We start from the raw sequence: 22,655 nt of genomic DNA on the forward strand, positions 1-22,655 counted from the left end.
CCCACTTGTCACAGTGGTCACTGCTGCGTACCGTCGACCGCACGTCTTCCCGTGTCGCCGACTGTCTGGGGCTGTGCCGTGACCCGCTCGACCCGCTCGACCCGCCCGTCCGGAACCGCTCCGGGCCGCACGGGCCGCCGGACGCTCGGCGCCCTGCTCGCCCTCGCGGTCGTCACGACCGCCGGCGCCCCGGCGCTGATCACGATCCGCTCCGGCGACACGCTCTGGGACCTGGCCCGCACACACGGCACCACCGTCAGCGAGCTGAAGCGGCTCAACGACCTGCCGGGCAACGGCACCATCTACGCCGGCCGCACCCTTCGCGTGCCCGGCGGCGCGGCCGCCGCCGGCTCCTCCGCCGGCCGCAGCCACCTGGTGCGCCCCGGCGAGACGCTCAGCCACCTGGCGGTGCGCTACGGCACGACCTCTGCCGCGATTCGCCGGGCCAACGGCCTGCCGGGCAGCACGATCTTCGCCGGCCGCCGGCTGGCGATCCCCGGCGGCAGCGCCTCGACCGGCTCGGTACCGGCGACCAACGCCGGCCGGCAGATCCCCGAGGGCGTGCGCCGCTCGGTCGCGCAGAACCGCGCGACGCTGGCCGCCCGCAGCCACCCGTCCAAGGCGAAGGTCCGGCGGATGGTGGCCAGCACCGCCCGGCGGCACGGCGTCCCCCCGTCGCTGGCGGTGTCCGTCGCCTACCACGAGAGCGGCTTCCAGCAGCGGGTGGTCTCCGGGGTCAACGCGATCGGCGTCATGCAGGTGCTGCCGTCGACCGGCCGGGTGCTCGGCCGGCAGTCCGGCCAGCGGTTCGACCTGCTGGACACCCAGGACAACATCACCGCCGGGGTGCTGCTGCTCCGCCAGCTGATGCGCTCGACCGGGTCGGTGGACAAGACCCTCGCCGGCTACTACCAGGGACTCGGGTCCATCTCGCGCAAGGGCGTCCTGCCGCAGACCCACACCTACATCCGCAACATCAACGCGCTGCGCACGGCCCGCTTTCCCCGCGGGTGACCCGCGCGCCTGAGGGGATCGGCGGAAGATCGACCTAGACTCGGGAACCGTGGACTCGATCGTCGGGACGCCGGTGCCCTCCGGCGTCGACCCCCTCGTCGGACGGCTGCTCGACGGCCGCTACCGGCTCGACCGCGGCATCGCGCGGGGCGGTATGGCGACGGTGTACCAAGCCACCGACCTGCGGCTGGACCGTACCGTCGCGGTGAAGGTGATGCGGGCGGCGCTGGCCGAGGACGCCGACTTCGTCGAGCGCTTCGCCGGCGAGGCCCGCGCGGCGGCCCGGCTGTCCAGCCCCGAGGTCGTCGCGGTGTTCGACCAGGGCACCGACGCGGAGACCGGCACCGCCTACCTCGTCATGGAGTACGTCGCGGGCCGCACGCTGCGCGACGAGGTCCGCGACCGCGGGCCGCTGCCCCCGGCGCGGGCGCTCGACCTGCTCGAGCCGGTGCTGCGCGCGCTGGCCGCCGCCCACGGCGCCGGGCTGGTCCACCGCGACGTCAAACCCGAGAACGTCCTGCTCGGCGACGACGGCCGGGTCAAGGTGGCCGACTTCGGGCTGGCCCGCGCGATCCAGAGCAGCAACCTCACCGCGACGACCGGGCTGCTCATCGGCACGGTCGCCTACCTGGCCCCCGAGCAGGTCGAGCACGGCCGCGCCGACACGCGCACCGACGTGTACGCGGCCGGCATCCTGCTGTTCGAGCTGCTCACCGGCGTCCCGCCCTACTCCTCCGACAGCCCGATGTCAGTGGCCTACCGGCACGTGCACGAGGACGTGCCGCCGCCGTCGCAACTGGTCGAGGGGATTGCGCCCGAGCTCGACGAGCTCGTCCTCGGCGCCACCCGCCGCGATCCGGCTGCCCGGCCCCCGGACGCCGGCGCGTTCCTGGCCGGGCTGCGCGCGGTGCGCGCCGGCCTCGGCCCGGCTCCGGATGCGCCGGTGACCCGCCGGGACAGCCACCCGACGCTGGTCGTGCCCCGGGAGTCGCTCGTCGCGCCCACCGCCGAACCGGCCGCGGCACGCCGCCGGCGCCGGCCGGCCCCGTGGCTGCTCTGGTCGCTGCTCGCTGCGCTGCTCCTGGCGGCCGGCCTGACCGGCGGGTGGTACCTCACGTCCGGCCGCTACACCACGACACCGGACGTCGTGGGCCTGACCAAGGTCGAGGCGACCCGCACCCTCACCGATGCCGGCTTCGAGGTGGACTTCCTGCCCTCGGCCCACGACGAGCAGGTCGCCGCGCAGCGCATCATCTCGCAGCAGCCCGAGCCGTCCGGCCGCATCCTGCCGGGGGCCACGGTGACCCTGCTCAACTCGCTCGGTCCCGACCGACGGGAGGTCCCCGAGCTGATCGGTCTGCCGCAGGCCGACGCGGTCGCCGCCCTCGAGAAGGTGGGCCTGGCGGTCGGCGGCGTCACCGAGGCCTTCAGCCCGCGCGCCGCGGGGACCGTGATCGACTCCAGCCCGAAGAAGGGCGAGGCGCTCCGGCCCGGGAGCAAGGTCGCGCTCGTCGTCAGCAAGGGCCGGGAGATGCTGGCCGTGCCCGACGTGAAGGGGCAGCAGCGCGGTGCTGCCGAGAAGGCACTGTCGGAGGCGGGCTTTGCCGCCGCCGTCACCGAGGTCTTCAGCGACACCTTCAAGAAGGGCGTCGTCGTTGCGCAGGACCCGGCGTCCGGCCGGGCGCCGCGCGACTCACGGGTCGCGTTGCAGGTCAGCAAGGGTCCGGAACTGATCACCGTCCCGGACGTGATCGGCAAGAAGCGCAAGGACGCCCAGCAGCAGCTCGAGGCCCTGGGGCTGAAGGTGCAGGTCCGGGCGATCCCCGGACCGGGCACGGTGCGGTCCACCGACCCGGAGCCGGGCAGCAAGGTCCGCAAGGGCTCCACCGTCACGCTGTACGTCTTCTGATACCGGCTCTGTCTCCCGCCGGCCGGCTCTGGCAGGCTGTCCGGGTGCCGCCCCGCAGACCGTCCGCCGTGGGGTCCCACGTGCCGATCTCCGGCGGCCTGGCGAAGGCGCTCGCGTACGCCCGCGAGATCGGCGCCGGCGCCGTCCAGGTGTTCGTGTCGAACCCACGTGGCTGGGCCCCGAGCGCAGGTGACCCGGCGCAGGACGAGGCCTTCCGCGGCGACTGCGTGCGGCTCGGCATCCCCGTCTACGTGCACGCCCCGTACCTGGTCAACTTCGGTTCCCCGACCGCGGCGACGCTGACCCGGTCGGTGGCTGCGGTCGAGCACGCGATGCGCCGGGGCCTGGCCCTCGGCGCCAAGGGCGTCGTCGTGCACGCCGGCAGCGCGGTCGCCGGCGCGCACCGCGACGACGCGATGGCGCAGCTACGCAGCCACCTGCTCCCACTGCTGGACACCGCGCAACCCGACGGCCCCCGGCTGCTGGTGGAACCCACGGCCGGCGGCGGCCAGGCGCTCTGCGCGACCGTGCAGGAGCTCGAGCCGTGGTTCGCCCAGCTCGACGACCACGAGATGCTCGGCGTCTGCCTCGACACCTGCCATGCCTGGGCGGCCGGCCACGACGTCTCGGTCCCCGGGGGCATGAAGAAGACGCTGGACGCCCTGGTCAAGGCGGTCGGGAGGGGCCGACTCGCGCTGGTGCACGCCAACGACTCCAAGGACCCCCTCGGCTCCACCCGCGACCGGCACGAGGCGATCGGCGAGGGGCAGATCGGCAAGGACGCCTTCGCCGAGCTGTTCCGCCACCCGGCCACCCGTGGCGTCCCGGTGGTGGTCGAGACCCCGGGCGACGCCAGCACGCACCGCCGCGACATCGAGATCCTCTGCTCGCTGCGCGACTCCTGACCGCTGCAGCTCCTGGCAGCTACGGCTCCGGGCCGTCCCCCGGCTCCTCCTGATAGCTGTAGCGCTGCTCCTGCCAGGGATCGGCCCGGTTGTGGTAGCCGCGCTCCTCCCAGAAGCCGCGCCGGTCCTCGGTGAGGTACTCGATGCCGCGCACCCACTTCGGCCCCTTCCAGGCGTACAGGTGCGGGACGACCAGGCGCAGCGGACAGCCATGCTCAGGGGTCAGCGGCTCACCGTTGCGGTGCGTCGCGAAAAGGGCGCTGCTGTCGGTGTAGTCCGACAACCGCAGGTTGGCGCTGTAGCCGTACTCCGCCCACACCATGACGTGGGAGACGCCGGCGTCCGGCGGCGCCAGCTCCACCAGGCTCGCGGTGGCGACGCCGCTCCAGGTGTTGTCGAGCAGCGAGAACTTCGTCACGCAGTGGAAGTCCGCGGTCACCTCGGCCCGCGGCAGCGCCGCGAACCGGGCCAGGTCCCACCGGTGCTCCGCGCCGTCGGCGGTCGCCCCGGAGACGGTGAAGTCCCACGTCGCCTCGACGAACCTGGGGACCGGGCCGTAGTGCAGGACGGGCCAGCCGCGCGGGATGTACTGCCCCGGCGGGAGTCGCTCGGCGGGCAGGCCCGCAGCCCGTCGCCTGGCGCCCAGGCGGTGGAACGGCGAGCTCACCGGTCCATCCTGCCGCCCCCCTCGGCAGCCCTGTGCACCGCCCCGCGTCACCGCCGTGGCGGCCGCTGCGCTAGCGTGACGCCGTGCGTCCAGCCTGCTCCCTCTACCCCAGCCGGGATTCCTGGTCGGGGTCGTAGCCGGTTCGTTCGGCCCACCCACCACCGCGAGCCCCGGGCATCTGCCCGGGGCTCTTCTGCTTCTCCGAGAGGTCCTTCCATGGTCGTCGTCATGCGTCCGGGCGCTGCCACCGAGGAGGTCGACGCCGTCGTCGCGCGGGTCGAGGACGCCGGCGGCTCGGCCTTCATCAGCCGAGGCGTGCAGCGCACGATCATCGGCCTGGTCGGAGATGTCGTCGCCTTCCAGGGCCTGAACCTGCGGGCGATGCCCGGCGTCGGCGAGGTCGTCCGGGTCTCCAAGCCCTACAAGCTGGTCAGCCGCGAGAACCACCCGGACGCCTCCACCATCACCGTCGGGGAGCGCGCCGACGTGCACATCGGCCCGGACAGCTTCGTGCTGATCGCCGGACCGTGCGCGGTCGAGACGCCCGAGCAGACCTTCGAGGCCGCGGACATGGCCAAGGCGGCCGGCGCCACGATGCTGCGGGGCGGCGCCTACAAGCCCCGAACCTCGCCGTACGCCTTCCAGGGTCTGGGGGTGAAGGGGCTGGAGATCCTGGCCGAGGCCCGGGAGCGCACCGGTCTGCCGGTCGTCACCGAGGTGGTCGACCCCTCCGATGTCGCGATCGTGGCGGAGCACGCCGACATGTTGCAGATCGGCACCCGCAACATGCAGAACTTCCCGTTGCTGCAGGCGGTGGGCGGCGTCCGCAAGCCGGTCATGCTCAAGCGCGGGCTGACGGCGACCTACGAGGAGTGGTTGATGGCCGCGGAGTACATCGCACAGCGCGGCAACCTCGACATCGTGCTGTGCGAGCGCGGTATCAGAACCTTCGAGACATCCACCCGCAACACCCTGGACGTCAGCGCCGTGCCGATGGTGCACGCGCTCTCGCACCTGCCGGTCGTGGTCGACCCCTCGCACAGTGCCGGCAAGCGCGACCTGGTCGTGCCGCTGTCCCGAGCAGCCATCGCCGTCGGTGCCGACGCGGTCATGGTCGACGTGCACGGCGATCCCACGACCGCACTGTGCGACGGGCCGCAGGCGCTCTACGGCGCCGCGCTGGAGGAGCTGGCCGCGGCCTGCCGTGACCTCCCGCCGATGCTCGGCCGCTCCGTGCGCTGACCTGCCCCGTGCGCGCGACGGTGCCCCGCCCCCTCAGGGGGACGGGGCACCGTCGCGTTCAGCAGGTCAGGCGAGCGCAGCCGCCCCGCGACTGCGGCGGGCGGCCGCGACCGTGCCGGTCAGCGCGGCGAGCACGGCCAGCGCGAGCAGACCGCCGGTACCGGGCCCGGAGCCGCCGCCCATCGGCAGGAACGGCAGCGCCTCCGCGTTCTTCGGGCCGTTGCCCTTGCCCTTGCCCTCGCTCTTCCCGGGGCGGCTGGTCCCGGATCCGCCCGCCGACCGGAACTCGGTCGGCTCCAGCGCCGGCACGTCACGCCCCAGGCCCCGGAACCGGTACACGTCCAGGCCACGACCGAGGTCGTTGCCGAAGCCGAAGAACGAGCCGTCCGTCGCGATCATGTTCGTCTTGAACGACCAGGTGTTGGCGTCGTCGAACGTGTAGCGCCCGATCTCCTCGATGCCGTTGCCGTTGCCGGAGGTCACGAACGGGACCATCGGGATGTCGAGGTCGGCCAGCCCTGCCACGTCCACGACGCGCACGCCCTGGTCGTACCAGGCGATGGTGAACAGGCCCTGGTCGCCGTGCATCCGGAAGACGTGCGCCGTACAGGTGGCGGTCGACGGCTTCGTCTCGCCGATGAACCAGACGCCCAGCTTCTTCGGGCTCATCTCCAGCTCGCCGGTGATGTCGTAGATGTGCACGCCACCGCCCGGGCAGTTGGTCCCCGCGGCCGCGCCGGCCTGCTCATCGGAGATGAGCAGCAGCTCGCGGTCGCTGCCGTCCTTCTTCTCGAGCGTGATCGGGTCGGCGCCGTGGCTGACCTGGACCGTCGGGTCGAGGATCTGCGCGATCTGCTGCGGGTTCTCGGGGTCGGTCGTGTCGAAGATCAACGTCTGCGACAGCGCAGCCGAGTAGGCGCGGGCGCCGTCGGCGCTGAAGGTGATGTCGTGGCTCTCGGAGCCCAGCGAGGCGGGCACGAACGGGATGCTGTGCCTCTTCACGATCGTGGGGTTCTCGGCGTCGCGGATGTCGATGATGTCGATCGCCGGGGCGGTGCTGGTGATGAGGTCGGAGTTGCTGTTGTACATGTAGTCGCCGCTCGGGTGCACCGTGTTGTTGTGCGCCCCGCGCGGGATCGAGACGAAGCCGACGCTGGTGGGGTTCGCCGGGTCGGTCACGTCCAGCAGGAACGTCCCTGAGTCGCCCTCCTTGACCTCGTTGTCGACGGCGCACGTGGAGGCCGCGCCGACGGCGGTCAGCCGGGAGTCGGCGGTGTAGGTGGCGAGCACCCGCTCGCCCTGCGGGAAGACCTGCACGTCGCCCTGCAGGATCGCGCAGTCGTAGACCGCGGCCTTCTCCGGCTTGCTCGGGTCGGTGATGTCGACGATCTGCAGCCCGTTGAAGTACGTGCCGGCGAAGGCGTAGTCCCGTCCGCCGATGCGGGCGAACTCGATGTCGGTGCCGGCCATGCCGCGGGTGGCGCCCTCCACCACGTCGTACGGGACGTTCGTGACGAAGTCCATGTTCTTGGAGTAGCCGCCCGCGGTCTGCGCCACGGCGACGTCCTTGAAGACCACCTTGTCGAGCGGGTCGCCGTGCGCGAGGGCAGGGGCAGCAGGGGCGATCAGGGCCAGCGCCAGGGCGCCGATCGGGACGGTGACGGTGCGCAGCCGCATCGGCTGACCTCCACAGGGTTCGGGGCACGATCGGTGCCCGAGGGATGTGCCCGTCCGGGTTCGGGCGCTGCCTGCGTATTCTCCGCGTGAGGCCGGCTTCCTGCTCCGCCGTCCGCGGTTCCCTGGCGCTCCCGTGCGGCGGCGAGCCCGACCGAGGTTCCGCCGCATAGGCTAGGAGCCGTGGCACAGCAGTCCCGGCCGCCGGGCGGAGCGGCAGGCGTCTCCGCCGAGGATCTGCTGGCCGCCGTCCGGGTGCACGCCGACCGGGTGCACGACGCGGTCCGCCGGCTGGGCTGCGACCCGGCCACCGCGGTGGAGGTCGTGGAGACCAGCGCCCTGGACCTCGTCGAGGCCGTCGCCCGGCGACCCGAGACGGTCGCCGACGCCGTCGGCTGGTGGTTCGCGCAGGCCCTGTCGCTCGGCCGGCGGGTCGCCGGGCGGGGCCGGGACCTGCCGCTCGGCGGTGGGGTGCTGGCGGTCGACGAGGACCAGGAGATCCTGGCCGCGGCACTGGACCAGCTGCCCGATCGGGAGCGGGTGGCCCTGCTGCTGCGTGACTCCTATGACCTGCCGGCCGTGTCGGTCGGCGCCGCGCTGAACCTCGACGCCGACGAGGCGATGGAGCTGGTGGGGCGGGCCAGGCTGGCGTTCCTCCCGCTGGTGGACGACGAGCCGGCCCCGGCCGTCCCGGCCCACCAGCACGACGTGGCGGCGCTGGCCCGGATCGGCCAGGGCATGCAGACGGCGGCCCGGGACGCCACGACCCGCCGGCATGCCCTGTCCTGCGACGAATGCCGCAGCGTGACCGATGCCCAGCAGCGCGCGCACCTGCTGCTCACCGGCCTGACCGTCGCCGCCCTGCCGGAGGGTGAGCGGGCCGCGGTGCTGAACCGGGTGGAGTCCTCGACCTACGCCGCCCTGCCGACCCACGCCGCACTGCTCGCCGCCGAGCAGGACGAGCAGTGGGAGGACGAGGAGGAGGAGCCGCGGCTGTTCTCGCCGCTGATCGCCCTGCTGTCCGTCGTCCTCGCCGTGCTGCTGGGTGTGGGCGCCGGGCTGCTGCTCACCCGCGGCGGCGGGGAAGGGGTGAACAGCAGCGCCGGCCGGGCGCCCCAGGACGTCGCCCTGATCAGCGAGCCGCCGGCCGAGCCGGAGGTGCTCCTCACACCGCCGCCACTCCAGCTGCCGAGCCCGCGCACCAGCGTCTTCGTCCTCGAGCCGACCCCGTCGCCGTCACCGACTCCGGAGGCCGTGCGCAGCACCGCGCCGGCGCAGGAGCCGCTCAGCCTGGTCGTCGACCCCGCCAGCGGCCCGAACGGCGCGACCCTCACCGTGAGCGGCACCGGGTGGAGGCCCGGCACCCAGGTGCAGCTGGACTACCTCGACCCCACCGGCACCCCGACCGGCTCGCGGTCGGTCGTGGTCCCGGACGCCCGCGGCCGCTTCACCGGTCAGCTGTCCGCCCAGGACCCGGCCAACCTGCCGGGGCGGCACACCGTGCGCGCCAGCAACGGCACCCAGGTCGCCGAGGCGCCCTACGACGCGCAGGCCTGAGGGTCCAGCGGTCCAGCGGTTCAACGGTCCCGCCGGGCCTGGAGCATCTCGGCGACGAGGAAGGCCAGCTCGAGCGCCTGACTGGTGTTGAGCCGCGGGTCGCAGGCGGTCTCGTAGCGGCCGGCCAGATCGGCGTCGGTCAGCTGCTGCGCGCCCCCGAGGCACTCGGTCACGTCGTCACCGGTCAGCTCGACGTGCACCCCACCTGCCCAGGAGCCCAGCCCGGCGTGCACCTCGAAGAAGCCGCGGACCTCGTCCATCACGTCGTCGAAGTGGCGCGTCTTGTAGCCGCTGGGCGTCTCGGTGGTGTTGCCGTGCATCGGGTCGCACTCCCAGACCACGCTGCGCGGCCCACGGGAGCGCTCCACCGCCTCGACCAGCTCGGGCAGCGCGTCCCGCACCTTGCCGGCACCCATCCGGGTGATCAGCGTCAGCCGGCCCGGCAGGGCGTCCGGGTCCAGTCGCTCGCACAGCGCGACCGCGGTGCTGGGATCGGTCGTCGGGCCGAGCTTCACGCCGATCGGGTTGGCGATCCGGGACAGGAAGTCCACGTGTGCCCCGTCCAGGTCCCTGGTGCGCTCGCCGACCCAGACCATGTGCGCCGACAGGTCGTAGGGCGCACCCTCGGCGTCCGGGCGGGTCAGCGCGCGCTCGTACTCCAGCAGCAGGGCCTCGTGGCTGGCGTAGAGCTCGACGCCGTGGGTCTGCGGGGTGGCCTCGAGATCGAGCCCGCAGGCGCGCATGAACGCCAGCGCCCGGTCGATGTCGGTAGCCAGCTCCTGGTAGCGGTGACCGGCCGGGCTGGCCAGGACGAACGCGGTGTTCCAGTCGTGCACGGCGGCGAGGTCGGCGCTGCCGTCGGTGGCCATCGCCCGCATGAAGTTCATCGTCGCGGCGCTGTTGGCGTAGGCACGCACCATCCGGGCCGGGTCCGGCATCCGCTCGCCGTGCAGGTCGTTCACGGCGTCGCCGCGGTACGACGGCAGACCGGTCGCCGCCTCGATGTCGGCGCTGCGTGGCTTGGCGTACTGCCCGGCGAGCCGGCCCACCTTCACCACCGGCACGCTCGCGCCGTAGGTCAGGACGACAGCCATCTGCAGCAGCGTGCGTACCTTCCCGCGGATGCCGTCGGCGGTGTTGGCGACGAAGGTCTCGGCGCAGTCACCGCCCTGCAGCAGGAAGGCCTCGCCGCGGGCGACCGCCGCCAGGCGCTGGCGCAGGCTGTCGCACTCCCCCGGCTGGACCAGCGGAGGGACCTGCGCCAGCGTGTCGTAGACGGCAGCGAGCGCCGCCTTGTCCGGCCATGAGGGCTGCTGCAGCGCGGGCAGGTCGCGCCAGTGGTCCAAGCCGGCAGCGGGATCGAGGGTCGAGGTCACCCTGACAAGGCTAGCCGCCACTCCCCTTGCGTCCTGCTCTCAGGAGAGGCCTGCGCCCAGGCCAGCAGGACGCAAGGGGGGGATCAGCAAGGGCGAACCTAGCCGAAGAAGACCTCGGCCTCCTCGAAGCGTTCGGCCGGCACCGTCTTCAGCTCGCGGGTCGCCTCCTCGAGCGGCACCCGGACGATGTCGGTACCGCGCAGCGCCACCATCACGCCGCTGTCGCCCTCGTGCACCGCGTCCGCGGCCGCCAGTCCGAAGCGGGTGGCCAGGATGCGGTCGTACGCGGTCGGGGTGCCGCCGCGCTGCACGTAGCCGAGGACGGTCTGCCGCGCCTCGTAGCCCGTACGCGCCTCGATCTCGCGCTCGAGCAGCTGGCCGATCCCGCCGAGCCGGACATGACCGAAGGAGTCCTTCTCCCCGGTCTGCAGCGCGAGCGTGCCCTCCTTCGGCTGCGCGCCCTCCGCCACGACGAGAATCGGCGCGAACTCCCCGGCGAACCGCGCCTCGACGTACGCGCACACCCTGTCGATGTCGAACGGACGCTCCGGGATGAGGATGACGTTGGCGCCGCCGGCCATCCCGGAGTGCAGGGCGATCCACCCGGCATGCCGGCCCATCACCTCGACGATCAGAGCCCGGTGGTGCGACTCGGCGGTGGTGTGCAGCCGGTCGATCGCGTCCACCGCGATCTGCACCGCCGTGTCGAAGCCGAAGGTGTAGTCGGTCGCGCCCAGATCGTTGTCGATGGTCTTGGGGACACCGACCACGTTCAGTCCGGCCGCCGCCAGCTGCGTCGCGACGCCGAGCGTGTCCTCGCCGCCGATCGCCACCAGCGCGTCCACGCCGAGGTCGGCGAGGTTCTGCCGCACCCGCTCGACGCCGTTCTCGACCTTCATGACGTTGGTACGGCTGCTGCCCAGGATGGTGCCTCCGCGCGGCAGGATGCCGCGGGTCTGCTCGATGCCGAGCGGCATCGTGACCGCCTCGAGCGGGCCCCTCCAGCCGTCCCGGAAGCCGACGAACTCGTGGCCGTGCACCTGCGTGCCCTTGCGGACCACCGCCCGGATCACCGCGTTCAGTCCCGGGCAGTCGCCCCCGCCGGTCAGCACACCGATCCGCACAACGGCCTCCAGGTCGTCTCGACGCCGCGGACAGTAGCCCGTGGCGCGGCTTCCCGTACCGCTCCTGCAGGTGATCCACGCGAGGTTTCAGGTGGATCGTCGGCGAAGATCCACCTGAAACCTCGCGTGGATCAACGGAGTAGCCGGGCTGCGGGCCACTCAGACCTCGAGCCCCAGCCGGTAGGCCTTCTCGGCCAGCGCCTCCCAGCGCACCTTCACATGCCGGGCGTCGTCCAGCGCGTGGTGCAGCCCGCCGTCCTGCACCGGCAGCGGCGGCCGGCCGAGGTGCTCCCACAGCTGGCGCACGTCGAGGGTGACGCGCGGCAGGGCCCGCGGCAGCTCCGGCATCGACCCCCACAGCTGGCAGAGCGCGACGTGGTCGTACGCGCCGTACCACGCCCACAGCACCGGCTCGGCGCCGAGGAAGCGCAGCAGCGCCTCCCGCAGCTCGATGCGCGACATCCAGGCCGGGTCCCCCGGCGGCGGGAGCTGCGGCAGCACGTTCTTCTTCACCCACGGGTGTGCGGCCTCGGCATCGAATTCCGTGGACACGGCGTAGAACTCGCGGCCGTCCTCGATGACCGCGCCGAGCGAGACCAGCCCGATGTCGGGCGCGGTCGTGGAGAACTCGGCGTCGTACCAGACCCTCATGGACAGCGAGTGTGCCCGCCCCTGGGTTTAGCCCCTGCTGCGGGGAGAACGATCACCTCAGTCGATCCGAGGGGGGCTCCACGTGTGCGGGCTCAGCGGCGAGGTGCGCCGCGACGGCAGGGCGGCCGACGTCGCCGCGGTGGCGCGGATGTCCGCGACGATGCAGGACCGGGGGCCCGACGGCTCGGGCGTGTGGTCCGCGGGCCCAATCGCGCTGGGCCACCGGCGGCTCAAGGTCATCGACCTGAGCGAGCACGCCGCGCAGCCGATGGTCGACGCGCAGCTCGGCCTCACCGCCGTCTTCAACGGGATGATCTACAACTACCCGCAGCTCCGGGCCGAGCTCGCGGGCCTGGGCCACCGCTTCTTCTCGCACAGCGACACCGAGGTCGTGCTCAAGGCCTATGCGCAGTGGGGCGAGGACTTCGTCGACCGGCTGCTCGGGATGTTCGCCCTGGTCATCGTCGAGCGCGACAGCGGCCGGGTGCTGCTCGCTCGCGATCGGCTGGGCATCAAGCCCCTCTACCTGGCCGAGGTGGCCGGCGCGCTGCGCTTCGCCAGCACCCTGCCGGCGCTGCTGGCCGGCGGCGGCGTCGACACCTCGATCGACCGGGTCGCGCTGCACCACTACCTGTCGTTCCACTCGGTGGTGCCCGCTCCGCACACCATCCTGCAGGGGGTGCGCAAGCTGCCGCCCGCGACGGTCCGGGTGATCGAGCCGGACGGCACCAGCCGGGAGCGCCGCTACTGGTCGCCGCCCTACACGCGCGACCCGGCCAGAGCCTCATGGTCGGAGGGCGAGTGGGAGGAGGCGGTGCTCGACGCGCTGCGCCTCGCGGTCGAGCGCCGGATGGTCTCCGACGTCGAGGTCGGCGTGCTGCTGTCCGGCGGCGTCGACTCGAGCCTGGTGGTCGGCCTGCTCGCCGAGCAGGGCCAGTCCGGGCTGCGCACCTTCAGCATCGGCTTCGAGCCGGTCGGCGGCCGCTCCGGCGACGAGTTCGTCTACTCCGACCTCGTCGCGCAGCGCTTCGGCACCTCCCACACCAAGATGATGGTGCCGCCCCACCGGGTGCTGCCGGCGCTCGACCAGGCTGTCGGCGCGATGAGCGAGCCGATGGTCAGCCACGACGTCGTCGCCTTCTACCTGCTGTCGGAGGAGGTCAGCCGGCACGTCAAGGTCGTGCAGTCCGGGCAGGGCGCGGACGAGGTCTTCGCCGGCTACCACTGGTACCCGCCGATGCTCGACACCGACGACCCCGTCGGGACGTACGAGAAGGCGTTCTTCGACCGCGACGACGCGGGAGTGCGGGCGCTGCTGCAGCAGGAGTGGCATGCCGAGCGGGACGAGAGCCGCCGCTTCGTCGAGGAGCACTTCGCCCGCGCCGGCGCCGACACGCCGCTGGACCGCGCGCTCCGCCTGGACACCGAGATCATGCTGGTCGACGACCCGGTGAAGCGGGTGGACAACACGACGATGGCGTTCGGGCTGGAGGCCCGCGTGCCCTTCCTCGACCACGAGCTGGTCGAGCTGGCGGCGCAGTGCCCGCCGGAGCTCAAGACCGCGCACGGCGGCAAGGGCGTGCTCAAGCAGGCCGCCCGCCGCGTCATCCCGAGCGAGGTCATCGACCGACCCAAGGGCTACTTCCCGGTGCCGGCGCTGACCCACCTCGAGGGCGGCTTCCTCGACCGGGTGCGCGACGTGCTGACGGCGCCGCAGGCCAAGGAACGAGAGCTGTTCCGGCCCGAGGTGGTCGACCGGCTGCTCGCCGACCCGAATGCCCGACTGACCCCACTCGGCGGCAATCCGCTCTGGCAGCTGGCCCTGCTGGAGATGTGGCTGCAGGGACACGGGCTGTGACGGTGACCGACCCGCTGTCCACGTCCTGGGAGCTGACGCCCCCGGACCTGCCCCAGGAGCTCGGCCGCGACGTCACCCTCGAGTGCGGCTGGGGCCGGCTGGTCTTCGGCCAGACCTTCACCTCGCTGGAGCGCCTGGAGGCGGTGCTGCGCGCCGAGAAACCCGGCCGCCGGGACATCTGCATCTACCCGCGCGACCCGCACGTCCTGGTGTCGCGGGCGCCGCAGGAACTGTTCGTCGACCCGTCCCACACCTACCGGCTCGACTTCCGCCGCTACCAGCCGGCTCCCGAGGTGAGCCGCACCGCGCACATCCGGCCGGTCGGGCAGGCCGAGGACGTCGAGGGGATGAACGAGGTCTACGCCTCGGCGCGGATGCTCCGTGCGGCTCCCGACATCGTGCTGGCCAACGCGCGCGGCGAGGCCTTCACCTACCTGGTCGCCACCGACGCGGCCAGCGGCTCGGTCGTCGGCACGGTCACCGGGGTCGACCACGTCGCGGCCTTCGGCGACCCCGAGGGCGGCACCAGCCTGTGGTGCCTGGCGGTCGACCCGCGATACCCCCTGCCCAGCATCGGCGAGGCGCTCGTGCGCTCCCTGGTCGAGCGCTACGTCGCCCGCGGCCGCTCCTACCTCGACCTGTCGGTGCTGCACACCAACGACCGGGCCATCCGGCTGTACGAGCGGCTCGGCTTCGACCGGGTGCCGGTGCTGTGTGTCAAGCGCAAGAACCCCATCAACGAGCCGCTTTTCGTGGGTCCGGCCTCCGCGGAGTACGAGCTGCTCAACCCCTACGCGCGGATCATCGCGGACGAGGCGCGGCGGCGTGGGATCGGCGTGGAGGTGCTCGACGCGGAATGGGGCGAGCTGCGGCTGTCGCACGGCGGGCGCAGCATCGTCACCCGGGAGTCGCTGTCGGAGCTGACGTCGGCGGTGGCGATGAGCCGCTGCGACGACAAGCGCATCACCCGGCGGATCCTCGAGGCGGCGGGGCTGGCGGTGCCCCGTGGCCGCACCGCGACCGGGGACGAGCGGGACGCGGAGTTCCTCGGCGAGATCGGCGAGCTGGTCGTGAAGCCGGCCCGCGGCGAGCAGGGCAAGGGCATCACGGTCGGCGTGACCGACGAGGCACAGCTGCAGCGGGCGGTGGGCCTGGCCCGCCAGCACTGCCCCACCGTCCTGCTCGAGGAGCTGGTCGAGGGCGAGGACCTGCGGGTGGTCGTGATCGGCCACGAGGTCGTGGCCGCGGCCGTCCGCAAGCCGGCTGCGGTCATCGGTGACGGGCGCTCGACCATCCGCCGCCTGATCACCGCCCAGAGCCGCCGGCGCGAGGTGGCGACAGGGGGCGAGTCCAGCATCCCGCTCGACGACGCGACCTGCGAGTGCGTGCGTGCCGCGGGCCACGAGCTGGACGACGTGCTGCCACCGGGCGAGGAGCTGCGGGTGCGGCGTACGGCCAACCTGCACACCGGTGGCACGATCCACGACGTGACCCCTCTGCTGCATCCCTCCCTCGTGACCGCTGCGGTGCGGGCGAGCCGCGCCCTCGACATCCCGGTGACCGGTCTGGACTTCCTCGTGCCCGACGTGACGGGCCCCGACCATGTGCTGATCGAGGCGAACGAACGGCCGGGCCTGGCCAACCACCAGCCGCAGCCGACCGCGGAGCGCTTCGTCGACCTGCTCTTTCCGGAGACGACGGCGCTGCCGTCCGGCTGGCACCCGGCGCCGGCGCCGGAGAGCGCGTGATCCCGCAGCCCGCGGGCGGCACCAGCAGTGCCGTCATCCGCAAGCTGCCGATCGACATGGCCTATGTCGAGGAGGTGCTGGTCCACCTGCTGCGCATGCCGAGCCCGACCGGCCGTACGGACGAGGTGGTGCAGCACGTCGGCGAGCTGCTGATGGACCTCGGTATGGAGCTCACGGTCACCCGCCGCGGGGTGCTCAACGCCACCCTGGCCGGCCGGCGCAGCCGGCCCGACCGGGCGGTCGTGGTGCACGCCGACACGATCGGCTGCATGGTGACCAGGCTCAAGGACACCGGCCGGCTCGAGGTCACCCAGCTCGGCACGCACAGCGCCCGCTTCGCTGAGGGCGCCCACGTCACGATCTTCACCGACGGTGAGCGGACCTACACCGGCACCGTCCTGCCGCTCAAGAGCAGCGGGCACCAGTACGGCGACGAGGTCGACACGCAGGGCGTCGGGTGGCCGCTGGTCGAGATACGGGTCGACGAGCCGGTCTGCGACGTGCAGAGCCTGATGGCCCTCGGGATCCAGGTGGGTGACTTCGTCGCGCTGGACGCCAATCCGATCGTCACCCCCTCCGGCTATGTCAAGAGCCGGCACCTGGACGACAAGGCGGGCATCGCCGCGGTGCTCGGCGCCTTCAAGTCGCTCATCGACGCGAAGGTGACACCGCTGGTCAGCGCGCACCTGCTGGTCACCATCGCCGAGGAGGTCGGGCACGGCGCCACGCACGGCCTGGACACCGACGTCGCGGAGATGGTGGCCGTCGACAACGCCGTCGTCGCGAACGGCCAGCAGTCCCGCGAGGAGTGCGCCAACATCGCGATGCTCGACAGCACCGGCCCCTTCGACTACCACTTCAGCCGCCGGCTGATCGCCCTGTGCGAGGAGCACGGCGTGCCGCACCGGCGGGACACCTACCGCTTCTACCGCTCCGACGCCGCCAGCGCCGTCGAGGCGGGCCTGGAGATGCGCACCGCCCTGGTCGGCTTCGGCGTCGATTCCTCCCATGGCCACGAGCGCACCCACCTCGACGGCGTCAAGCACGTCGCGGAGCTGCTCTCGCTCTACCTGCAGACCGACCTCACCTTCCCCGACTGGGACGCCACCGAGCGCGGCCCGCTCGAGGACTTCCCGAGCCGCAGCGTCCAGCCGACGCCGCTCGAGCACGTCCGCCGCGCCGACGGCTGAGCACCCACTACGGTCCGCCGCATGAGCGTGCTCGCCCTGGACGTCGGCACCACGGGGGTGACGGCGCTGGTCGTCGCCGAGGACGGCGGCATCCTGCGCCGCGGCTACCAGGAGTTCCCGCAGCACTTCCCGCAGCCCGGCTGGGTCGAGCACGAGCCGGAGGAGATCTGGCAGGCCGTGCTGGCCGCCGCGCGCGTGGCGCTGGCCGGTGCCCCCAGCGCCGGCATCTCCTGCATCGGCGTCACCGATCAGCGCGAGACGGCGGTGCTGTGGGATCGGCAGAGCCTCGCGGCTCCCCGCCGCGCGATCGTCTGGCAGGACCGGCGTACCACCGCCCTGTGCGACCGGCTCCGGGACGCCGGCCACGAGCCCCGCGTCGCCGAGCTGACCGGCCTGCGGCTGGACCCCTACTTCACGGCGACCAAGCTGCTGTGGCTGGCCGAGCACGACCCAGGCGCCTGGGCGGGCGTCACCGCCGGGCGCACCGTGGTCGGGACCGTCGACGCCTACGTCGTCGCGCGCCTGACCGGCGGCCGGCGCGTGGTCACCGACGCCTCCAACGCCAGTCGCACGCTGCTCTTCAACCTGCGTACGGGCACGTGGAGCGAGGAGCTGTGCGAGCTGTTCGGCGTGCCGAGGGCGGCCCTGCCCGAGATCGTCCCGTCGTACGGCGAGGTCGGCCGCACCGACCCGCAGGCGTTTCTCGGGCTCGACGTGCCGGTGGCCGGGATCGCCGGCGACCAGCAGGCCGCGCTGTTCGGGCAGGGCTGCTACGAGGCCGGCCGCAGCAAGTGCACCTACGGCACCGGCTCGTTCGTCCTCGTCAACACCGGTGACACACCGGTGCTGTCCGAGCGGCTGCTCACCACGGTCGCCTGGATGAAGCCCGACGGCGAGCTGGTCTACGCCCTCGAGGGCGCCGTGTTCGTGACCGGCGCGGCCGTGCAGTGGCTGCGGGACGGGCTGCAGGTCATCGGCAGTGCGGCGGAGGTCGAGGCACTGGCGCGTACGGTCCCGGACAGCGACGGCGTCGTGTTCGTCCCGGCGCTCACCGGGCTGGGGGCGCCGCACTGGGACCCGGACGCGCGCGGCACCCTGCTCGGGATCACCCGCGGCACCACCCGCGCCCACCTGGCGCGGGCGACCCTGGACGCGATCGCCTTCGAGGTACGCGACGTCGTGGACGCCATGACGGCCGAGGCCGGGCTGTCGGTCCCGGCTCTGCAGGTGGACGGCGGCGCGTCGGCCAACGACCTGCTCTGCCAGCTGCAGGCCGACCAGCTCGGCGTCGCCGTCCAGCGGCCGAAGGTGCTCGAGACGACGGCGCTCGGGGCCGCCTTCCTCGCCGGCCTCGGGACCGGAGTCTGGTCCTCGGCCCAGGAGCTGGCCGACACCTGGCAGCTGGACCGGCGCTTCGAGCCGGTGCCAGGGGTGCGTGCGGACGGCGCGCACGACCGCTGGTCCGACGCCGTGCAGCGGTCCAGGAGCTGGGCCGCAGGCTGAGCGCGTCGCCGGAGCCCGGGGTGCGGGCGAGCCTTCGGGGGCTGCGCTCAGCTCGCGCGGCGGCCGATGTCGGGGGGCGTCTGGCTGAGCAGCGACGCGCGCGCGGCACTCTTGGCGTCCTCGAGGTCGGCCTTCGCCTTGGTCGCGTACGTGTCGACGTACTCCTGTCCGGACAGCACCATCAGCTCGTACATGATCTCGTCGGTGACGGAGCGCAGCACGAAGCGGTCGCCCTCCATGCCGGCGTAGCGGCCGAAGTCGAGCGGCTTGCCGATCCGCAACTCGACCTTGCCCAGCTTGGGCATCAGCCGCCCTGCGGGCTGCAGCTCGAACATGCCGATCAGGCCGACCGGGACCACCGGCACGCCGGCCTCGAGCGCCATCCGGGCGACCCCGGTCTTGCCGCGGTAGAGCCGGCCGTCGGGTGAACGGGTGCCCTCCGGGTAGAGCGCGAGCAACTCTCCGCGCTGCAGGACACGCAGCCCGGTGCGCAGCGCCGCCTCGCTCGCCGCGCCGCCGGAGCGGTCGATGGGGATCATGCCGACGCCGCGGAAGAACGACTTCTGCAGCCAGCCCTTCGGTCCGGGGCCGGTGAAGTAGTCGCTCTTGGCCAGGAAGGTGACCTTGCGCGGCACCACCAGCGGGATCATGAAGTTGTCGAGGAAGGTCGTGTGGTTGCCGGCCAGGATGGCCGCGCCCTCCTCGGGCAGGTTCTCCGCGCCCGTGACGTACGGCCGGAACAGCAGGCGGAGGATCGGCGCCAGCACGGCCTTGACCAGCCAGTAGCCCATGCGTCCTCCCTCGTCCTCGCCGCGGACCCGCACCTTACGGGCGCGGCGAAGGCGGCAGCAACGGCACCCGCCGGTTCCTGCCCCGGTTGCCCGGAGGCGACGCACCGGGTGCTCGTGCGACGATGCAGGTGACCCTCGAGACCCGCCAGGAAGCCCCGCATGCCCACTCCCCCGTTCCCCGGCGGCGTCCTGCCCGGCGCCGAGCCGATCGACCTGCCCCGCGGCCCCGTCGGTGTGCTGCTGTGTCACGGTTTCACCGGTACGACGCAGAGCATCCGGCCCTGGGCCGAGCAGCTCGCGGCCGCCGACCTGACCGTCCACGCGCCCCGCCTGCCCGGCCACGGCACCCGCTGGCAGGACCTGAATGCCACCCGCTTCGCCGACTGGTACGGCGAGCTCGAGCGGGAGTTCGACGATCTGCGGTCGCGCTGCGAGCCGGTGTTCGTGATGGGTCTGTCCATGGGCGGCACGCTCGCCCTCCGGCTCGCCGAGCTGCGTGCCCGCCAGGTCGCGGGGATCGTCGTCGTCAACGCCTCGCTCGGGACGGACCGCAAGGACGCGAGGCTGGCGCCGCTGCTGTCGAAGGTCCTGCCGTCCTTCCCCGGCATCGGCAGCGACATCAAGAAGCCGGGTGTGACGGAGCTGGCGTACGACCGGCTGCCACTCAGGGCGGTCGCGTCGCTGCAGCAGGCCTGGCCGGTGGTCAGCGCCGACCTGCCGAAGATCACCTGCCCGGTGCTCGTCTTCCGCAGCCGGATCGACCACGTCGTGCCGCCGGTCAGCGGCCAGACCCTGCTGAGGGGGCTGGCCGGGGGGACCGTCGAGGAACGCATCCTGGAGGACAGCTACCACGTCGCCACGCTGGACAACGACGCGCCCGCGATCGTCGCCGGCAGTCTCGACTTCGTCCGCGCGCACAGCCCGGCTGCGGCGGGCTGATCGTGGACCCGATGCCCTCGCAGGGCCGGCGCGACAACGGCCTGCCCTCGGCCGACTGGGGTGCGCTGGTCGACGTCGACCCGCGGCTGTCCGGCGCGCTGCTCGACCGGCTGGCCGAGGCGGGCGTAGCCGCCTACGTGGAGCCGGCCCTGGGCTCCAACACCTTCACCCGCGCGGCGACGCTGCCGGACCGCCCGCTGGACCGGCTGTGGGTCGACGCGGCACGCGCCGAGGCGGCCCGTACGGTCGTCGGCGCCGAGGTGGCCGACCTGACGTCGCTGCTGGCCGAGCAGGACCCCGGTGCGACCGCCCACGGCCTGGTGCACCCGGTGCCGCGCAGCGCCGCCCGGCGGGTGCTGAGCCCACCGCCGCTCCCCGCCGCGCCCCCTATCGCGCCCCCCGCCGCGCAGGCCGGGCCGCCCGCCGCGCCCCCCGCCCCCCCCGCCCGGCCCCCCCCCGCCGCCGCCCCGGACGAGGAGTTCCGGCGCATCGTCGAGGGATTCAGCCGCGAGGGCGACTCCCCCGTACCGCCCTGGCCGGTCTCCGAGGACGTCGACCTGCCGCAGCGCCGGATGTTCCCGAGCCGGCCGGAGCGCGACGACGACCCGCCGCCGCAGGCCGGCCGCCGCCCACGGAGCGAGGGGGGGGCGCTGCCGGACTGGGTCGAGCCCGAGGCGCTCGAGGACGACGGCCACTACGTCCCGCCGCCACCCCCGCCGCTGCCCCGGCTGGCGCCGCAGAAGGTCGCGGCGGCCGCCGCCCTACTCGCCGGCGTGATCCTGATGTTCGCACCGGAACTGCTGCTGCAGGACCGGACCGCCTTCGTCGGGCTCGTCGGGGTCCTGCTCACAGCGGGTGGCGCGGTCGCCCTGGTCTACCTGATGCGCGACGCTCCTCCCACCGACAGCGGCCCGGACGACGGTGCCGTGGTGTGACCGATGCGAGTGAGGTGCTGGAGACCCGCGGCCACCTGATGGACACCGGGGTACTGGCCAAGGTGCTCGACGACGTGCTGGCCTACGGCGGGGACTACCGGATCGACCGGCTCGACGTCGGCCGGGCGCACGAGGACGAGTCGTACGCCCGCATCGTCGTCAGCGCGGAGAACGACGAGGCGCTGGCCCGCCTGCTCATGCGGCTGCAGGCGCACGGCATGAACCAGGTCGACCCCGGCGAGGCGCTGCTGCGCGAGGTCGAGCAGGACGGGGTGTTCCCCGACGACTTCTACTCCACCACCAACCTCGAGACGGTGGTGCGGCTGGGCTCGACCTGGGTGCCGGTCGAGCAGCCCGAGATGGACTGCGGGCTGCTGCTCCACGCTCCCGGCCGCGTCCGCACCATCCCGGTCTCCGACGTCCGGGCCGGCGATCAGGTGGTCTGCGGCGCCGGAGGTGTGAAGGTCGTCCTCCCGCACCGTGAGCGCAGCACCGACAGCTTCGAGTTCATGGCCTCGGCGGTCTCCAGCGAGAAGCCGCAGTCGCTGCTGCTGCGCCAGATCGCCGCGCAGCTGCGCGAGGTGAAGGCCGACGGCGGCAAGGTGCTGTGGGTCGGCGGACCGGCGATCGTGCACACCGGCGCCGGGCCGGCGCTGGTGGCGCTGATCGAGGCCGGCTACGTCGACGTGCTGTTCGCGGGCAACGCGTTGGCCACCCATGACATCGAGGCCGCGCTGTACGGCACCTCGCTCGGCGTCGACCTCGCGGCCGGCAAGGGCGTCGAGCACGGTCATGAGCACCACATCCGCGCCATCAACGCCGTCCGCAAGGCCGGCTCGATCGCCGCGGCCGTCGAGCAGGGCGTCCTGAGCTCCGGCCTGATGCACGCTCTGGTCAGGAACGGCAAGCGGTTCGTGCTGGTCGGCTCGGTGCGCGACGACGGGCCGCTGCCGGATGTGCACACCGACGTCATCGTGGGTCAGCGGGCGATGCGCGCGGAGCTGCCCGGTGTCGGCTTCGCCATCATGGTGGCGACGATGCTGCACTCGATCGCCACCGGCAACCTGCTGCCCGCCTCGGTCCCGCTGGTCTGCGTGGACATCAATCCCGCGACGGTCACCAAGCTGGCCGACCGCGGGTCCGCCCAGGCAGTCGGGATCGTCACCGACACCGGCCTGTTCCTCGAAGGCCTGGCTCGCGAGCTGGTCCCAGGCTTCACTGCCGGTTGAGGCGGGGGTTGTCCGGGTGCTGAGTTCTCCGGGGCTGGGTCCTCCGGGGGATCCGAGCCAGCTGCGGCTGCCGCCCACACCGCCGCCGACTGCCCGAGCGACCGCCCTTGATCAACGCCAGCCTTCCGCACATTCTGGCCCCGGAAAAACTGAGGCAACGCGGCGTTGATCATGGGCCAGGTGGCTGTGCAACGAGGGGTGTCGCTGCGGAACGCAGGCTGTGGCTGCGGAACGCAGGCTGTGGCTGCGGAAGAGGTGCCTGAGACGAGGCAGCCGGACAGCCGGCCAGCGGTACCGCCGCGCCGGCCGCGCCGCGGGGGGGGGGGGGGGGGGGGGGGGGGTG

Annotated in this window: 18 protein-coding genes; 12 read left to right on the plus strand and 6 right to left on the minus strand. The window is 73.1% G+C overall.

The window, feature by feature from the left end:
* The first annotated feature begins 78 nt into the window (after positions 1 to 78).
* From WD794_10210 to WD794_10220, 3 genes are all read left to right on the plus strand, one after another.
* Positions 79 to 1,014 (plus strand): LysM peptidoglycan-binding domain-containing protein, encoded by a 936-nt coding sequence (locus tag WD794_10210; GenBank protein MEX2290687.1) that lies wholly within the window; start codon positions 79 to 81, stop codon positions 1,012 to 1,014.
* A gap of 49 nt (positions 1,015 to 1,063) precedes the next feature.
* Positions 1,064 to 2,923: a Stk1 family PASTA domain-containing Ser/Thr kinase gene (gene pknB / locus WD794_10215; GenBank protein MEX2290688.1), complete on the plus strand. Its 1,860-nt coding sequence runs from the start codon at positions 1,064 to 1,066 to the stop codon at positions 2,921 to 2,923.
* A 68-nt stretch (positions 2,924 to 2,991) separates the two neighbouring features.
* Complete coding sequence (locus tag WD794_10220) at positions 2,992 to 3,828, plus strand: deoxyribonuclease IV (GenBank protein ID MEX2290689.1); 837 nt, start codon at positions 2,992 to 2,994, stop codon at positions 3,826 to 3,828.
* Between the two features lie 19 nt (positions 3,829 to 3,847).
* Here the strand turns inward: WD794_10220 and WD794_10225 are convergent, their stop codons facing one another.
* On the minus strand, positions 3,848 to 4,495 hold the full coding sequence (locus WD794_10225; protein ID MEX2290690.1) for a sulfite oxidase-like oxidoreductase: 648 nt from the start codon (positions 4,493 to 4,495) through the stop codon (positions 3,848 to 3,850).
* A 216-nt stretch (positions 4,496 to 4,711) separates the two neighbouring features.
* On the opposite strand from WD794_10225, the gene aroF reads away from it, so the two are divergent.
* The gene (gene aroF, locus WD794_10230; protein MEX2290691.1) at positions 4,712 to 5,737 is read left to right on the plus strand and encodes a 3-deoxy-7-phosphoheptulonate synthase; all 1,026 of its coding nucleotides are present in this window, start codon (positions 4,712 to 4,714) and stop codon (positions 5,735 to 5,737) included.
* Positions 5,738 to 5,803: 66 nt separating this feature from the next.
* On the opposite strand, the gene WD794_10235 is transcribed toward aroF, so the two are convergent.
* Positions 5,804 to 7,414, minus strand: a complete 1,611-nt coding sequence (locus WD794_10235; protein ID MEX2290692.1) for a hypothetical protein — start codon at positions 7,412 to 7,414, stop codon at positions 5,804 to 5,806.
* A 180-nt stretch (positions 7,415 to 7,594) separates the two neighbouring features.
* Between WD794_10235 and WD794_10240 the strand changes: the two genes are divergently transcribed.
* Complete coding sequence (locus WD794_10240) at positions 7,595 to 8,968, plus strand: hypothetical protein (protein MEX2290693.1); 1,374 nt, start codon at positions 7,595 to 7,597, stop codon at positions 8,966 to 8,968.
* Between the two features lie 20 nt (positions 8,969 to 8,988).
* On the opposite strand, the gene WD794_10245 is transcribed toward WD794_10240, so the two are convergent.
* The 3 genes from WD794_10245 to WD794_10255 all read right to left on the minus strand — a co-directional run bounded on the left by WD794_10245 (position 8,989) and on the right by WD794_10255 (position 12,119).
* Complete coding sequence (locus WD794_10245) at positions 8,989 to 10,344, minus strand: 3-deoxy-7-phosphoheptulonate synthase class II (GenBank protein MEX2290694.1); 1,356 nt, start codon at positions 10,342 to 10,344, stop codon at positions 8,989 to 8,991.
* Between the two features lie 98 nt (positions 10,345 to 10,442).
* Positions 10,443 to 11,468, minus strand: a complete 1,026-nt coding sequence (locus tag WD794_10250) for a 6-phosphofructokinase (GenBank protein MEX2290695.1) — start codon at positions 11,466 to 11,468, stop codon at positions 10,443 to 10,445.
* 159 nt (positions 11,469 to 11,627) lie between these two features.
* Complete coding sequence (locus WD794_10255) at positions 11,628 to 12,119, minus strand: polyadenylate-specific 3'-exoribonuclease AS (GenBank protein ID MEX2290696.1); 492 nt, start codon at positions 12,117 to 12,119, stop codon at positions 11,628 to 11,630.
* Positions 12,120 to 12,201: 82 nt separating this feature from the next.
* On the opposite strand from WD794_10255, the gene WD794_10260 reads away from it, so the two are divergent.
* The 4 genes from WD794_10260 to glpK are packed head-to-tail and all read left to right on the plus strand — an operon-like array spanning position 12,202 to position 18,418.
* Positions 12,202 to 13,977: an N-acetylglutaminylglutamine amidotransferase gene (locus WD794_10260; protein ID MEX2290697.1), complete on the plus strand. Its 1,776-nt coding sequence runs from the start codon at positions 12,202 to 12,204 to the stop codon at positions 13,975 to 13,977.
* Positions 13,978 to 13,991: 14 nt separating this feature from the next.
* Positions 13,992 to 15,725 (plus strand): N-acetylglutaminylglutamine synthetase, encoded by a 1,734-nt coding sequence (gene ngg, locus WD794_10265; GenBank protein ID MEX2290698.1) that lies wholly within the window; start codon positions 13,992 to 13,994, stop codon positions 15,723 to 15,725.
* Entirely contained in the window at positions 15,722 to 16,915 is a 1,194-nt protein-coding gene (locus tag WD794_10270; protein MEX2290699.1) for an osmoprotectant NAGGN system M42 family peptidase, read from the plus strand. Before ngg ends, WD794_10270 begins: the two co-directional genes overlap by 4 nt.
* A 21-nt stretch (positions 16,916 to 16,936) precedes the next feature.
* Positions 16,937 to 18,418 carry a glycerol kinase GlpK gene (glpK, locus tag WD794_10275; protein MEX2290700.1) on the plus strand — a complete coding sequence of 494 codons (1,482 nt, stop codon included), beginning with the start codon at positions 16,937 to 16,939 and terminating at the stop codon, positions 18,416 to 18,418.
* A gap of 47 nt (positions 18,419 to 18,465) precedes the next feature.
* Here the strand turns inward: glpK and WD794_10280 are convergent, their stop codons facing one another.
* A complete protein-coding gene (locus tag WD794_10280; protein ID MEX2290701.1) occupies positions 18,466 to 19,209 on the minus strand; it encodes a lysophospholipid acyltransferase family protein in 744 nt (247 codons plus the stop codon).
* Between the two features lie 159 nt (positions 19,210 to 19,368).
* Here WD794_10280 and WD794_10285 point away from each other — a divergent pair, with 159 nt between their 5' ends.
* Genes WD794_10285 through WD794_10295 form a run of 3 tightly spaced genes read left to right on the plus strand, consistent with a single transcriptional unit; the run spans position 19,369 to position 22,312 of the window.
* Positions 19,369 to 20,148, plus strand: a complete 780-nt coding sequence (locus WD794_10285; protein MEX2290702.1) for an alpha/beta fold hydrolase — start codon at positions 19,369 to 19,371, stop codon at positions 20,146 to 20,148.
* 11 nt (positions 20,149 to 20,159) lie between these two features.
* Entirely contained in the window at positions 20,160 to 21,083 is a 924-nt protein-coding gene (locus WD794_10290) for a hypothetical protein (GenBank protein ID MEX2290703.1), read from the plus strand.
* The gene (locus WD794_10295) at positions 21,080 to 22,312 is read left to right on the plus strand and encodes a TIGR00300 family protein (GenBank protein MEX2290704.1); all 1,233 of its coding nucleotides are present in this window, start codon (positions 21,080 to 21,082) and stop codon (positions 22,310 to 22,312) included. Before WD794_10290 ends, WD794_10295 begins: the two co-directional genes overlap by 4 nt.
* Positions 22,313 to 22,655 lie beyond the last annotated feature (343 nt).

The sequence above is a fragment of the Mycobacteriales bacterium genome (assembly GCA_040902655.1).
GTDB lineage: Bacteria > Actinomycetota > Actinomycetes > Mycobacteriales > SCTD01 > SCTD01.